11 protein-coding genes are annotated in these 15433 nt (G+C 59.0%); 10 read left to right on the top strand and 1 reads right to left on the bottom strand.

Going from position 1 to position 15433, the window contains the following annotated elements; translation table 11 throughout:
* Positions 1-3 precede the first annotated feature (3 nt).
* The 4 genes from GXP70_RS20290 (at position 4) to GXP70_RS20275 (ending at position 4706) form a co-directional block, all read left to right on the top strand.
* The gene (locus GXP70_RS20290) at positions 4-1380 is read left to right on the top strand and encodes a bifunctional folylpolyglutamate synthase/dihydrofolate synthase (protein ID WP_162358515.1); all 1377 of its coding nucleotides are present in this window, start codon (positions 4-6) and stop codon (positions 1378-1380) included.
* Between the two features lie 7 nt (positions 1381-1387).
* A complete protein-coding gene (gene murC / locus GXP70_RS20285) occupies positions 1388-2782 on the top strand; it encodes a UDP-N-acetylmuramate--L-alanine ligase (protein ID WP_162358514.1) in 1395 nt (464 codons plus the stop codon).
* 306 nt (positions 2783-3088) lie between these two features.
* Complete coding sequence (locus GXP70_RS20280) at positions 3089-3712, top strand: PglD-related sugar-binding protein (RefSeq protein WP_162358513.1); 624 nt, start codon at positions 3089-3091, stop codon at positions 3710-3712.
* A 136-nt stretch (positions 3713-3848) separates the two neighbouring features.
* A complete protein-coding gene (locus GXP70_RS20275) occupies positions 3849-4706 on the top strand; it encodes a sugar phosphate isomerase/epimerase family protein (RefSeq protein ID WP_162358512.1) in 858 nt (285 codons plus the stop codon).
* 199 nt (positions 4707-4905) lie between these two features.
* Here GXP70_RS20275 and GXP70_RS20270 read toward each other — a convergent pair whose 3' ends face one another.
* A complete protein-coding gene (locus tag GXP70_RS20270; protein ID WP_263864028.1) occupies positions 4906-5211 on the bottom strand; it encodes a peptidoglycan-binding domain-containing protein in 306 nt (101 codons plus the stop codon).
* A gap of 325 nt (positions 5212-5536) precedes the next feature.
* Here GXP70_RS20270 and GXP70_RS20265 point away from each other — a divergent pair, with 325 nt between their 5' ends.
* The 6 genes from GXP70_RS20265 (at position 5537) to GXP70_RS20240 (ending at position 15428) form a co-directional block, all read left to right on the top strand.
* Entirely contained in the window at positions 5537-8029 is a 2493-nt protein-coding gene (locus tag GXP70_RS20265) for an ATP-binding protein (protein ID WP_162358510.1), read from the top strand.
* A gap of 139 nt (positions 8030-8168) precedes the next feature.
* Positions 8169-8591: a hypothetical protein gene (locus GXP70_RS20260; protein WP_162358509.1), complete on the top strand. Its 423-nt coding sequence runs from the start codon at positions 8169-8171 to the stop codon at positions 8589-8591.
* 33 nt (positions 8592-8624) lie between these two features.
* Positions 8625-10187: a methyl-accepting chemotaxis protein gene (locus GXP70_RS20255; RefSeq protein WP_162358508.1), complete on the top strand. Its 1563-nt coding sequence runs from the start codon at positions 8625-8627 to the stop codon at positions 10185-10187.
* A gap of 15 nt (positions 10188-10202) precedes the next feature.
* Positions 10203-10625 carry a chemotaxis protein CheW gene (locus tag GXP70_RS20250; RefSeq protein WP_162358507.1) on the top strand — a complete coding sequence of 141 codons (423 nt, stop codon included), beginning with the start codon at positions 10203-10205 and terminating at the stop codon, positions 10623-10625.
* The gene (locus GXP70_RS20245) at positions 10625-13246 is read left to right on the top strand and encodes a chemotaxis protein CheW (RefSeq protein WP_162358506.1); all 2622 of its coding nucleotides are present in this window, start codon (positions 10625-10627) and stop codon (positions 13244-13246) included. The genes GXP70_RS20250 and GXP70_RS20245 overlap by 1 nt, the downstream gene beginning before the upstream one ends.
* Complete coding sequence (locus tag GXP70_RS20240) at positions 13239-15428, top strand: two-component system response regulator (RefSeq protein WP_162358505.1); 2190 nt, start codon at positions 13239-13241, stop codon at positions 15426-15428. Before GXP70_RS20245 ends, GXP70_RS20240 begins: the two co-directional genes overlap by 8 nt.
* Positions 15429-15433: the final 5 nt, after the last annotated feature.

The raw sequence follows: 15433 nt of genomic DNA, 5'->3' as shown, positions 1-15433 counted from the left end.
CCGATGAGCGAACAACTGCAACCGAACGAAGCAAACGCATTTTCGACCTATGAAGAAGCTTACCGATGGATCGTGGGACTGGTGCCGTTCGGCGTCCGTCCGGGCATGGACCGCATCCTGAAGCTGATGGAGCTGACGGGGCATCCGGAACGCCGCCTCAAGTTCATTCACGTGGCCGGCACGAACGGCAAAGGCTCCGTCTGCGCCTATCTGACCAGCGTGCTGCTGCGCTGCGGCTATGACGTGGGGACGTTTACGTCCCCTTATATTACGAAATTCACGAACCGCTTCCAATATAACGGGGCGGATATTCCGGAAGAGACGCTGCTCGCGCTGGCGAACCGGCTGAAGCCGCTTGTCGACGACATCGCGGCGACGGAGCTGGGCTCGCCTACGATGTTCGAAGTATCGACGGCGCTGGCGATTCTCTATTACGGCACGGTGGCCTTTCCCGATTTCGTCGTCTGGGAAACCGGCCTTGGCGGCCGTCTGGACGTAACGAACATCGTCACGCCGATCGTATCGGTCATTACGAATGTCGGCCATGACCATATGGACGTGCTGGGCGACACGCTGGAAGCGATCGCGTCGGAGAAAGCCGGCATCATCAAGGCGGGCGTTCCGGTCGTCAGCGCGGTCAGCCAGCCGGAAGCGGCGGCGATCATCCGCGAAACGGCGAAAGCGAAGAACAGCACGCTCTATATGATGGGCGAGAAGTTCCACGAGGTCACCTCGCAGGTGCGGGAGAATGAACAGACCTTCCGGTTCGACGGCATCTTCCGTTCGGTCGACGAGCTGACGATCACGCTGAACGGCGCCCATCAGCGCACCAATGCGGCGGTTGCCGTCATGACGCTCGAAGTGATGCGGCAATATTACGCGCTCATTCTGGAGGACGAGGATCTGCGGGAAGGCTTGCGCAGCGCCGCTTGGCCCGGCCGGCTCGAAATGATCGGCGACTCCCCGCGCGTTCTGATCGACGGGGCGCATAACCCCGAAGGCGCGCAAACGCTGGCCGCGGCGCTGAAGGATACGTATTCGTACGAGCGTCTGCACCTTATGATCGGGATGCTGGCGAATAAGAATCATCGCGACGCCCTGCGGCATATACTACCTCTAGTGAATACGCTTGTCGTAACAGAAGCGGATTTCCGCAAAGCTTTGCCTGCCGCCGATTTGGCCGCCGTCGTTCAAGAGCTTCGGGAGGAAGCTGGTTATTCTTTCGAGCTCATCGTGGAACCGAATTGGAAGCTGGCGCTTGAACGTCTGCAAATGTCGACCAGCAAGGCGGATTTGGCGGTCGTGACCGGCACGCTCTATTTGATTGCCGACGTCCGCTCCCAATTGCTTTACAATAAGGATTCTGAAAAAGGTTGGTGAACCGTCTTTGAATACGGCAGAACACGTTCATTTCATCGGAATTGGCGGTTACGGCATGAGCGCAATCGCGCGTGTCATGCTGGAGATGGGCTATAAAGTGACCGGCTCCGACGTCGCGAGACAGGAGCTGACGGAGAAGCTGGCGGCGAAAGGCGCCCGCATCTATATCGGTCACGAGGCCGAGCAGGTGAAGGGTGCGGATCTCGTCGTGTATTCGACGGCGTTGCCCCGGGACAACGTAGAGCGCAGGGCGGCGGAGGAGCTGAATATTCCGGTGCTGCACCGCGCGCAAATGCTCGCAAGGCTGATGAACAACGGCAAAGGCGTCGCCGTTGCCGGCGCGCACGGCAAGACGACGACTTCGTCGATGATCGCGCTTGTCATGGAGACGTGCAAGCTCGATCCGACGTTCATCATCGGCGGCGAAATCGTCAATGTCGGCACGAACGCCAAAGCCGGCAAAGGCGAATACGTCGTTGCGGAAGCGGACGAGAGCGACGGTTCCTTCCTGCAGTACCACCCGACGATCGCGATCGTCACGAACATCGAGCCGGATCATCTTGAGAACTATGACGGCGACTTCGATAAATTGAAAGCGGCTTACGTGCAATTTCTAAGCCAGGTTAAGCAGGGCGGCGGCGCGATCGTCTGCGCCGACGACGAGAACATTCAGGCGATGCTGCCGGAATTGACGGCGGGACCGCTTGGCGCGCAAGGCGTGCTGACGTACGGCATCGACCGGGAAGCCGTCTATCGCGCAAGCAGTATCGAGCTCGGGGACCGGAAGGTTTCGTTCGACATGACGAAGCAAGGCCGGCTGCTTGGACGGATCGAGCTGTCCGTGCCGGGCCGCCATAACGTGTATAATGCGATGGCGACGGTCATTACATGTCTGGAAGCGGGCATCCCGTTCGCCTCCATCGCCGAAGCAATCGTCGATTTCCGCGGCGCGAAGCGGCGGTTTCAAGTGCTGGGCGAGGTGAACGATATCCTTGTCATCGACGATTACGCGCATCATCCGACGGAGATCGAAGCGACGATCAGCGCCGCCAAATCGACCGGCAAGCGGATTATCGCCGTTTTCCAGCCGCAGCGTTATACGCGTACGTTCTTCCTGCTGGAGCAATTCAGCCGGGCATTCCCGGAAGCGGACGAAGTGCTCATTACGGATATTTATTCGCCGGCCGGCGAGCAGCAGATCGAGGGCGTCAACTCGAAGAGGCTGGTCGAGATGATCATTAAGAACAGCAACGCCAACACCTCCTACTATCCGACCAAGGAAGAAGTGCTTGCCGTGCTGACCGGGCGGGTCAAACCCGGCGATCTCGTCATTACGATGGGCGCGGGCGACATCTGGAAGGTGGCCGACGCGCTGGCGAAGACGCTGCGCGCGAAAGGCTGATCGCGGAAGACTTGTCCTGGTATAGGATTCGAATGATAGAAGCCGGAACAATCCAATCGGAATGTTCCGGCTTTTCTGTTGCGCGAGAATCGATCGGGAAGCGCAAATCCCGCTCCGCGTACGTTAGAAACCAACGGTTTGCGTATGTTCATGCCAACCCGGGTTATGGTATATTCTTTACCACAGATAGAAAGCGCTTTCGATACGCAGGCCAAGCACGCGGAGAACCAAGCCAAGGAGGTAAGTGCCGATGATCGATGTCCGCCTTACGAATGGGATCGGCGAAGGGAAGGTGGTCGGGTGACGATGCGGGATTTGTTCATACTGGGTACGGGCGTCCACGGCGGAGAAATCGCGGAGATCATTGAACGAATCAATCGGGTGAAGCCGGCGTGGAACCTGATCGGGTTTGTCGAGCAGGACACGGCAAAATCGGGCGGCTCGTTCAACGGGTATCCGATCCTGGGATTGAAGGAGGTGCTTGGACATTATCCGGAGGCAGCGCTCGTGCCCGAATACGAATGGCCGTTAAAAGAAGAAATGCGTTCGGAGCGCAGGCTCGTGACGATCGCGGACCCCTCTGCTTTTATTTCCCGAACCGCGGTTATCCAGCCCGGAACCGTCCTATATCCGAATTGCTTCGTCGGCTTGAATGCCCGCATCGGCCGTTTCGTCTTCTGTCTGAGCGGAAGCGTCATTAATCACGATGCTGTCCTCGAAGATAATGTCACATTGGCAAGCGGCGTCAGATTAGCCGGCTCCGTGCACGTCGAACAAGGCGCTTATCTAGGTCAAGCGTCCACGGTAATGGAGAAGCTGCGCATAGGCGGAGGAAGCCTGATCGGCATGGGCAGCGTCGTTATTCGCGATGTGCCGCCAGGCAGTGTCATGGCGGGAAATCCGGCCAAGCAGATCGGATCCAGGGATTGAATCGTTAGGTTGTCAACGTCTTACGGCTGGATGAGCACAGAGAGAATTCAGCCGGTTATTTACATAGGGTACCTGCTTTCGTTATGCTAGAAGAGCTTATCCACAATTCAGGCTCGGAAGGGAGCGCTTAAGGAATATGAAAATCGGTTTGAGCTCATATAGCTTGCATCGCGCCATCGCATCGAATGAAATGACGGTGCTGGACGCCGTACAATGGATTGCCGACCAGGGCGGAGAACATATGGAGGTGGTGCCGATCGGCTTCGATCTTACCGGCAACCCGGCATTGGCGGATGCCATCCGGAGCAAGGCTGCCGAAGCCGGCATCGACCTGTCCAATTACGCCATCGGCGCGGATTTCTTGAAGGAAGGCGAAGGCGCGTTCGAGCAGGAGATCGAACGCGTCAAGCGCGAAGTGGACGTTGCCCGCAGCCTTGGCGTGAAATTGATGCGGCATGACGTTGCATGGTCGTCCGACATTTCGATCAAGCATTTCAACGAAGCGCTGGAACGCATGGCTTCGGCTTGCAGGCAGGTTGCGGATTATGCCTCGCAGTTCGGAATCACGACCAGCGTGGAGAACCACGGCTATTTCGTTCAAGCCAGCGACCGGGTACAGGCGTTGATCCATGCCGTGGACCGCTCGAATTTCAAGACGACGATCGATGTCGGCAATTTCATGTGCGCCGACGAGGATTCGGTTGCTGCCGTGAAGAACAATATCGCTTACGCCTCCATGGTGCATATCAAAGATTTCTACCTCCGGCCGGCGGATCAGAACCCGGGCGAAGGCTTCTTCAGAACGGCAAGCGGCAATTTTTTGCGCGGGGCGATCGTCGGGCAAGGCGACATCGATATGAGAGCGGTACTGCGCGTCATTAAACAATCCGGCTATGACGGATATCTCTCCGTGGAATTCGAAGGCCTGGAAGATTGCAAACTGGGCTCCAAAGCAGGGATGGACAACCTGAAGCGGCTTTGGTCGGAAATATAAGGCGAAGCTCGGCGAACGAGGCCTAGCCATATCACAAGACAGGTGATATAGAAAACACCTTCAAGCACAGGAACCGTGTCGGATGACATGGACCGGCTTGGAGGTGTTTTTCGTTGCAGCAAGCGTCAGGGCAAGCATACGAAAAGAAGCAGCCAGCCGCCGGTTACGGGACGACTGGCCGTTTGGCGATCGCAGGTAGTTAATCGTTTCGGCTGCCTTTGCCGTAACCGGAGCCTTGGCCGCCGCCTTGCTCTTGCCCGCCCTGGCCTTGCCCAGCGCCGTGACCTTGCCCGGCGCCGTGACCTTGGCCTCGTCCGGCGCCGATTTTCTTACCGCCGCCTGCCGACTTGCCCCGGATCATTCGTTTGCCTTTGCCCGTTCCGCTGCTTTTGGCGCGCATTTGCGTCACTTTCTTGCCATGGTATGCATGTACGATCGATTTGAACGTCCGCGGGTCGACGGAGCCCGTTGCCGGAAGACCGTGTTTCTTCTGATAGTACTTCACGCCGCGAACCGTCAAATCGTTGTAATAGACGTCAATGGGCCCGGAATAGCTGCCCGCTCTCCTTGACGAGCGACTATCCGCTGGATCCATCGAATAAAGTGGGTAATAATCCCAAATAAGGCATGGTCAGCAATCCGGCCCGTACCGATTTGCGTCAAAATGCAAAACATCCGTCAAAACAAGCCGATATTACGTTCATCCGTGCCGGTTCGCCTTCAAAAGCAGGCGAATCGTTACGATATTTAAGGAGAGAGAATTTGAGGGTGGGCTGCCCGGCGGCAAAGCGGCAGCTCCCGTTCGGGGTCTATCGAGAGGCGGAATCGCATTGTTCAAGGATTTGATTTTAAACGTATTCATCATTCTTATGTTCGTTCTCTATATCGGGCCGTTCTTCGTCAAGCGCCGGCAAGCGCGGCTCGATACGGGCTGGCGCGGCAAGCTGCTCGCCGGCGCCGCGCATGGCTTGCTCGCGGCGTTATTGAACACGTGCAGCGTAGTCGCTGCGAACGGAGTCACGCTGAACTTTCGCGGAACCGCCATCTTGCTCGGTTCCTTCTTCGGCGGTCCAGCCGCGGCCGTGATCGTCTCGGTCTTCTCGCTGACGGCCCGTTCCTTGATGTACCGCGCCCCGGAACCCGCTCTGATCGTCCTATCGCTCATCGCCGCACTCGGCACGGGCGTCATCATGTCCCGCCTGCAGGGCTTCTGGCAGAAATGGGCGGTCGGCACGGCATTCGTTCAAGCGTTCTACTACGTCAGTTCCTGGCTGCTCGGCTACACCCGATTGAGCGATGTCGGCGCGTACGTTATCTATCAAGGCATCGTGGCTCTGTTCGGGGCAATTCTGCTGCGATACTTGCTTCGGACGCAATCGTACAGGGTGAAGGCCAAAGAAATGGAAGCCGAGCTGGTCGACATGCTGCAAATGCATCCGGGGTTCGTGTTTAAAGTGCATAAACACAACGACCGCTTCGTCTACGAGATGGCCGAGGGCGAATTGCTGGGGCAGCTGGGCAAGCGTCCATCGGATATTAACGGCCGGTCGTTGGAAGCCGTTTTCGGGGACAGGCCGGACAAGCTGTACATGCTCACCCTCTGCTGCGAGCGCGCATGGAGCGGAGAAACCGTCCATTATGAAATCACGGTTCATGACAGGCGCCTGCATGTCACGATGCGCCCGCAATGGAGCAATGGCTCCGTCAAGGATGTCATCGGCTGCGGCGTCGATATTACGGATTATTTCAAGCGGATGGATTCGGAGCGGGCCAATCGGGAGAAAAGCGAATTCCTGGCGCGCATGAGCCATGAGATCCGCACGCCCCTGGGCGGCATCATCGGTCTGTCCTCGCTGCTTCAGCAGACGGCGCAGACGCCGGTTCAGCGCGATTATCTCGAGAAGATCGATTCCTCTTCCAAGCTGCTGCTGCAAACGATCAATAACGTGCTTGACTTCGCTAGGATCGAAGCCGGCAAAATCGTCGTGGAACAAACCGAGTTCCGGCTGGAAGAGGTCATGAAGCGGATCGCGGACACCGTCAGCTCGGCAGCCGGGAATAAACCGATCGAATTGGTGATCCGGACCGATAATCGGTTGCCGTCCGTAACGATCGGAGATCCGCAGAAAATTCAGCAGATATTGATGAACTTGATCGCCAATGCGGTCAAGTTCACGGATAACGGCCATGTCTGCGTGCGAGCGGAGCTGGAATCCGGAAGCGCGGAGGAAGCCGTTGTCCGCTTCTCCGTGGAAGACACGGGAATCGGCATTGCGGAGGAGCATCGGGCCCAGCTGTTCTCGCCGTTCTTTCAAGGCGACGGCTCGACGAGCCGCAAATACGGCGGTTCCGGTCTGGGCTTGGCCATCTGCAAGCTGCTGGCGGAGGCGATGGGGGGCCGTCTCGAATTGCGGAGCGAGGCCGGTCAAGGCACACTCGTCTCGTTCACGCTGCCTCTTATGCTGCCTCGGCGGGAATTCGCCAGCGAACCGCAGCCGCCCGCGACGGTTCATCTCTATCTGTCGCACCCGCTGCTGGAAGAAGCGATTGCCGGCATGTTGACGGGACTTGGCCATCGGGTACGGCTTCTTGCCTCGACTGCCGAGCTTCGGCATGCGCTTCTGACCGGCGAAGGCGAGTACGTCGTCGTCGACGGCGTCGACAACGGGCCGTTCCGGTCGGCGGAAGCGGCCGCGGCGCTGCGGAACAGGAAGGCGAAAGCGATCGCGCTCACGCCGCTGCAGAGCCGGGCGGTTACGCCGCTGCTTCAAGAGATGGACCATGTATTGATCAAGCCGGTCAGCAAGCTCGTGTTCAAAGGCTTGTTCGAAGCCGCGCGCAACGCCTTGCCGCCGATGATTCGAAGCGATCGTCCCGCCGCGCCGGCGCCGGAAGCGGATGCGCGGGCGATCCGGGCGGTGATTGCCGAAGATAACGAGATCAATCAGATCGTCTCGCGCGGACAGCTGGAGAGCCGCGGAATTACGGTGGCAATCGCGGAGAACGGAACCGAACTGCTGGCGCTGCTGAAGCGGACGGAATTCGATCTGATCTTCATGGACCTGCATATGCCGGTCATGGACGGGTTTGCCGCAACGGCGGCCATCCGAGCCGATCGGCGCTTCGATCTGCTGCCGATCATCGCGCTGACGGCCGACGCTCAGGCCGAGACGCATGAACAATGCCTGGCCGCGGGGATGAACGGCATCCTGACGAAGCCGATTGAAGAGGAGCAGCTGGAATCGCTGCTTCAGCAGTGGAAACAGGGCGCAAGGTCCTGTTTTTGGACGCCGGTCAAACACTTTTCCAACAAAATAACCTAAATCGAACGTGCGACACCGGAAATTTCCAAACATTTGTCCATTATGATATAAGCTGCGACAAGGACAGCGGAAGGATGGATGTTATGCATGAACGTACATGGAAGCAAGACGACTATGGACAGATGGTAGGGGGGAAGGCATGAACCTCCTCGAGTACTACAGGGACGCTTTCATCGAGTCGACGAACAGATTCGAGCCGGTATGGGAACGGGATGACCGAAGCGGGAACCCCTATCAATGGATCAAGCGAAATTACCCGTATACGGAACGGCTCCAGCTGTTGGAGCAAGAGGACGCGCATCCGAAGATTCTGTTCTCGATCGAGCTCCCCGAGCAATACATGAACACGTCGCTGATCGAGGAAGTGGCGGGCAGCAACTCCCGATTCGAGCTTTCGATTGCTTCCGGCAATCAGAAAATGTATTTGAACGCCGCCATCTCGGTGGACCGCCTGCAAAATACGGTCATGGGCCATCTGCATCAGGTGCGAAGCGAAATCCTGAGTCTGCTGGAGATTGCGATCGTGATCCCTATGCACGGCGGCGAAACCGCTCACGACTGATTATTACATAACCGAATTAGGAGCTGAAAGTTGATGAAAATTTCGATGCGCCTGAAGCTGCTGGCCAGCTTCTTGTTAATTCTTGCGCTGCTTATGTCCGTCGCCTTTATTTCGATTATCAAAATGAACGCGCTGCAATCGTCCGTATCCGTCGTGCAGGGCAACTGGCTGCCGAGCATTCTGAAGATCGACGAGATCAAATTGAACTTCGCCAACATCGAAATCGGCGCATACGATGCGGCGCTGCAGCAGAATGCCGGGCAGATGAACGAATCGAAGCAGGCATTGAACGATACGATCCGGACGATGAACCAGAACCTGGACGAGTATGAGCAGCTCATCATTTCGCCGACGGAGCGCACGATCTACGACGAACTGGTGGCGAATGCCAAAAGCTACACGGATCAAGTCGCTTCGATCAACGAAACGCAATCCACCGGCGAACGGATGAAGACGATCGACGACGCGCTCGCCTCCAGCCAGAAGGTGAACAACGATTTGCAGAAATGGATCGATTTCAACAATACCGGCTCCAAGGCGGAAGTGGAGCATGCGCGCGACATCAATCAAGGCGGACGGACGCTCATCATCGTATTCAGCATCATCGCCGTCCTTGCGGGACTATCGCTGGCCGTCTACATCTCGGAAAGCCTCGTTCGGACGATCCGCAAAATCGTCCATGTCGCCGTCAACGTCTCGAAAGGGGATTTGCGCGAGAAAGCCGCCGTTCGGAGCCGCGACGAAATCGGCGAGCTTGCCGCCGCGTTCGGCACGATGATCGACAATTTGCGCACGCTGATCGGTCAAACGCTCGATTCGGCGCAAAGCGCTGCGGCGGCGGCCGAGCAAATATCGGCCACGACGGAGGAAATCGCCAAAGGAAGCACGGATCAGGCGGAATCGGCGCAAACGATCAACGAGCTGGTCAGAGAGATGTCGGCCGCCTCGTCAACCGTTGCCGCGAACGCGACGTCGGTAGCGGGCATCTCCGAAGAGACGCGCCAGGGCGCCGAGAAGGGCGCGGAAGCGATTCAGACTTCCATTCGCAGCATGGACCGCCTCTCGCAGCAAATGCAGCTGCTGGAGCAGGATTCCCACAAGATCGGGCAGATCATCGAAGTCATCAACGAGATTGCCGAACAGACGAATCTGCTCGCGCTGAATGCCGCCATCGAAGCGGCGAGAGCGGGAGATCAGGGTCGCGGGTTCGCCGTCGTCGCCGACGAGGTGCGCAAGCTGGCGGAGCGCAGCGGCGAAGCGACCAAGCAGATCGCGACCATTATCAAAGGCATGCAGGACAATACGGAGCAGAGCGTGAAGGCGGTCGAGGAAGCCGCGTCGCTGTCGGCCAGCACGGGCCGCACGTTCGAGAACATCGTCCATATGGTGTCGGACACCGCCGCCCGCATCCAGGAGATCGCCGCGGCCAGCGAAGAGCAGTCGGCCCAGACGGGCGATGTCATGGCGGCAGTCGAAGCGATCGCCACGTCCAGCGAGGAAGCGGCGGCAGCCTCCGAGCAGATGGCGAGTTCGTCTCAGGCGCTCGCGCGCTTGGCGGACGAGCTTAATCAGAACGTCTCCGTCTTTAAAGTGTAAGAGGGCGGAGCCGCGATGAACTATATCGTGATCGAACTTGCCGAGAAGCCGTATGCGTTGCCGTTATCCGAGACGCAGGAGATTATCCGGATGCAGCCCATTACCGAAATTCCGAACGCCAGGGCGTTCGTATGCGGCGTCATCAATTTGCGCGGGCTGATCGTGCCTGTCGTCGATTTGCGGGAGCGATTCTATATGCCGAGCCCGCGATCGAGCGGGGATATGCGCATCGTAATCGTCAAGACGGAATCGGAGGTCATCGGGCTGCTGGTCGACCGCGTCGTCAAAGTGTCGTCGTTCGGCGAGATTTTACCTCCGCCTTCGGGCGCCGACGCCGCCGAGCGCAGCCTGCTGTCGGGCATCGGCCGCACGAACGATGAGCTCGTTTGCCTGCTTGATTTGAACCGCGTATTAGACTTGGGAGGCGAAGGACGTTAATGGAATCGTTCATGATGACGTACTTGGGCGTGTACTTGGATGAGCTCGAGGAACAGCTGCAAATTCTGGACCGCTCCGTGCTGGAGCTGGAAGGCGAATCCGCGAATCTCGAAACGATCCAAACGATTTTCCGCGCCGCCCACACGCTGAAAGGCTCGTCGGCGGCGATGGGGCTTCACTATTTGAAGGATGTCACGCATCATCTGGAAAGCGTGTTCGACGCGCTGCGCCAGCATCGGTTAAGCGTCACGCCCGCCCTGATCAATCTGTTGTTCCGATGCATCGATTATTTGAAGGAGCAGCAAGCAAGGCTTCGGCAGGGACAATTGGAAGAAGTACATAACGACGAATTGATCAGCTTGTTGGAGCAGTGCTTGTCAGGTTCGGCATCTGCCGGTCATGCACGAGCTGCAGCGCATCCCGAAGCATTGCCAGCGCATCCCGATGCATGGGCATCGCATGCCGAAGCATCGGCAGCGCAGGCCGCCGAATCGGCAGTCACAGCCGGCGCGGCGGCCGAAGCCGTGAATGATGCCGGCAACGAGCCTCCGGCGGCGTGGACGGACGCGGAATGGAACGCCATATCGAAGCATCGCGATGAAGGCGTTTCCGTTTACCGCGTCGAGGTGGCATTGGCGCCGGATACGGAAATGCCGCGCGTGCGGGCGATGCTGGTCCATCGCATCCTCTCCGAATCCGGCGAATTGGCCGGGATACAACCGCCGCTTGCCGATTGGGACACGGATGGCCTGCTTGTCAAGGCGCCGTTGACGTTCGCGCTGGCATCGGGAATCGCGGAAGACGAAATCCGTCAACGGCTGGAACGCATCTCGCAAGTGAAGCGGGTCGCGATCGCTCCGCTCGTCCTGCAAGGCGCGGCCGCAGAGGGAACGGAACAGCCGTCAGCCGATGCCGAGCCCGCTTCCAGACCCGTCCAGGCGAGCCAAGCGAAACCGCAGGCGCAGGTTCAGCAAACCGTGCGCGTGGATGTCGACCGGCTGGAGCATCTGCTGAACCTGGTCGGCGAGCTCATCATCGGCAATACGCGCCTGCAGGATTTGAAGAAGCGGTTCGACGACCGTTTCAAGCAAGAGCCCGAAGCCGCCGCGCTGAGCGAGGTGTCGGATCAGCTCGGGCGAATCATCGCCGAGCTGCAGGCGGGGATGATGAAGACGCGCATGCTGCCGATCGAGAACCTGTTCAGCCGTTTCCCCCGCCTGGTGCGGGACTTGTCGCAGCAGGCGGGCAAGGAGATCGATTTCATTATCGAAGGCAAAGAAACCGAGCTTGACCGGACGCTGATCGAGGAAATCAACGATCCCCTCATTCATATTCTTCGCAATGCGGCCGATCACGGGCTGGAACCGCCCGATGAACGGGAATCGAAAGGCAAGCCGCGCAAAGGCCGGCTGAAGCTGCAGGCCAGCCATCGGGAGAACGCCATCATGATCCGGATCTCGGATGACGGCCGGGGGATCGATCCGCGGAAGATCAAACGCAAGGCGGTCCAGAAAGGGTTTATTACCGAAGAGGCCGCGGCCGATATGACGGAGAAGGAACTGATCTCGCTGATTTTCCATTCCGGCATGTCCACGGCAGAGCAGGTGACCGAGCTGTCCGGCCGCGGCGTCGGCATGGACATCGTGCGCGCCCGCATCGAGAAGCTGAACGGTCTGATCGATATCGATACCGAGCTCGGCCAAGGAACGGTCTTCACGATCAAGCTGCCGCTGACGCTCGCGATATCCAAATCGCTGTTAGTCAAGCTGGGCCAGCATACGCTGGCGCTGCCGCTCGTCAACGTCATCGAGACGTTCCGCTTGTCGGATGCCGACATTCAGCGCGTGCACGGGCAGGAAGTCTGCTGCGTGCGCGGCGAGATTCTGCCGCTGATCCGGCTTCACCGCAAGCTGAATGCCGCACGCGAAGGACAAGGCTACGCCGTGATGATCGGCGCGGCCGACAAGCGGGTCTGCCTGTTCGTCGACCGGCTCATCGCCAACCAGGAAATCGTTATGAAACCGTTAGGATCGTACTTGGGCCAAGTCCCGTATCTGTCCGGCGCGACGCTGCTCGGCGACGGCAGCATCGCCTTGATTCTGGACATTCACGCCGTCATGCGCGAAGCGGGGACGAACGTATGGCGCACGGCCAAGGCCGACGCCAAGGATTCGTCAGGCATTATCAAGCTGCTTGTCTTCATACTCGACGGCGAGCGGTATGCGCTCGATATCCGGGAGACGAAAGAGATCATCAAGGTGCCCGAGCTGCACCGCGTCGCTTCCCCGCCCCCGGAAGTGTGCGGCTTGATCGACCTGCGGGGCGAGCTGATGCCGGTCGTCGATCTTCGCGCATGCCTGAATATGCCCGATGCCGGGCTGAACGAGCTGTCGCGCATCATGATTATGAATGTGAACGGCTCCATGACCGGCATCCTGGTGGATCAGGTAACGGAAGTGATCCATGTACCGATGGATGAAGTGGAGCCCGTGCCGGAAGGGGCATTCGGCTTGTCGGCGGCGTATTCGCAAGGCATCTGCAAACAAGGGGGCCATCTGGTAACCTTGATGAACATGAACGCGATCGTTCGGTTGAAAGGAGTTAACATCGGCTATGCCTGAGCATCCGATTATCGATCCGCGCGGCACGCGCAAGAAGGTGCTGGTCGTGGATGATTCGGCCGTCATGCGGACCTTGATTCAAACGATTCTGGAGCAAGACGAGCAATTCGAGGTCGCGGGCACCGCGGCGAACGGGCTGGAAGCGATCGAACGCGTCGCCGAGCTGCGTCCGGATCTGGTGACGATGGACGTGGAGATGCCCGTCATGGACGGGATCGCGGCGCTGGAACGCATCATGGCCGAGCATCCGGTGCCCGTCATCGTTCTGAGCACGCATACCGAGGAAGGCACGGCAATCGCTTTCGAAGCGCTTGCCCTCGGGGCGGCGGACTTCGTGCCGAAAAACAAGCTCTTCGGCGAAGCATCCGAGCCGCAGGCGGTCGACGAGTTTCTGATGCGCTGCAAGGCGGCGCTCGGAACGCGGCTGTTCTGGCGGCTGAAGGAGCGCTTCGACGGCACCGACCGGATGCTGCGCTCGTTCATCGGCTTCATGATCGACTGCATCGGCAAGGATGCGGCCGTGACGGCGTCGTTGAACCGGGTGATCGACAAGCTGAACGGACTGATGTTCTCGCTCGGGAAGGACGAGGAAGACCGTTTCTATTTCGCCGCTTGTTCGGGCACCCTCGTCAACCGGTTCGGCCTCGTCGATACGGAGATGGCCGGCAGGCGGGTCCATGACGCATTCATCGGCGACTTCCCGGGCCAGCTGTCGGACTTGATTCGCAGAGCCTGGAACGGCGAGGAGAATGTCGGCTTCGAGGTACAATGCCGCGGCGCCGTCTTCCAAGGCATGCTTCAGCCGCTCATCCAGAACGGGCGGGTCGAGGAAGTATACGGCGTCGTTATCGATTTGACCGAGCAGCAGCAGCTGAAGGATCAGGTCGATTATATCTCGAACCACGATTCGCTGACGGGCCTTCCGGTCCGGCGGCAAATTCCCGGCGTGATGGGCGAATTCGCGGCAAGGCGCAGCCCGTTCGCGGTGCTGTGCATCAGCCTGGATCAATTCAAGCTCGTCAACGACACGTTCGGCCACGAGGTCGGGGACCGGCTGCTGATCCTGATGGCGCGCCGGCTGAAGAGCTTCGCCCGCGAACCGTCCGTCCTGTTCCGCGCCGGCAACGACGAATTCGTGCTCCTCGTCCCGGACATGACGATCGAGGCCGCGGAACAGCTCGGACTTCAAATCTTGCGTTCGCTCCGGCATCCGGTACGCATCGACGGCCATGAAATCCATCTGCCGTCCAGCATCGGCATCTGCCTCTGCCCGGACGACCTGCAAGAGCATGAGAACGTGCTTCGCTACGCGCACATCGCCATGGCGAAAGCGAAGGAAGACGGCGGCAACCGCTGCCAGCTGTTCGAGCCGTCGTTTCACGAGCAGATCCAGCGCCGCATTACGATCGAGCAGAACCTGCGCAAGGCGATCGAGCGCAAGGAATTCGTGCTGCACTATCAGCCGCAGATCGATACCCGCACGAACCGCGTCATCGGGCTCGAAAGCCTGATCCGCTGGGAAAGCCCCGAGTTCGGACGCATATCGCCGGCGGAATTCATCCCGGTCGCGGAAGAGACGGAGCTGATTTATATGATCGGCGAGTGGGCTTTGCGCGAAGCTTGCCGCCAGAACGCGCGATGGCTGGAAGCGGGGCTGTTCCGGGTGCCGGTCGCGGTCAACCTGTCTTCCCGGCAGTTCTACGACCAGCGGCTGAAGGAGAACATCGAGGCGGTGCTGGCGGAGACCGGGCTCGATCCGCAGTATTTGGTGCTGGAGATCACCGAGAGCATGACGATGCACGTCCAGAAGGCGCTGCCCGCGCTGCATAGCCTGAAGTCGCTCGGCCTGCTCGTGGCGATGGACGATTTCGGCACCGGCTACAGCTCGCTCGCGTATTTGAAAGAGTTTCCGATCGATAAATTGAAGATCGATCAATCGTTCGTCAAAGGCATCCGCCATCATCCGGCCAACGCTTCGATCATCGGCGCCATCATATCGATGGCCGCGAGCTTGAATCTGGAGACGATCGCCGAAGGCGTCGAGACGATGGAACAGCTCGTCTTCCTCGGCGGGCAAGGGTGCGGCGTCATGCAAGGGTATTGGTTCAGCCATCCGCTTGAGGCGGAGCAAGTACCGGCGTTCATCGCCCGGTTCGAGGTCAATGCCGACGAATGGGCGTGAATAGA

This window comes from Paenibacillus lycopersici (assembly GCF_010119935.1).
GTDB classification, from domain to species: domain Bacteria; phylum Bacillota; class Bacilli; order Paenibacillales; family Paenibacillaceae; genus Paenibacillus_Z; species Paenibacillus_Z lycopersici.
The sequence above is the reverse complement of the archived record's forward strand: the minus strand, read 5'-3'. Positions and strand labels throughout refer to the sequence as shown.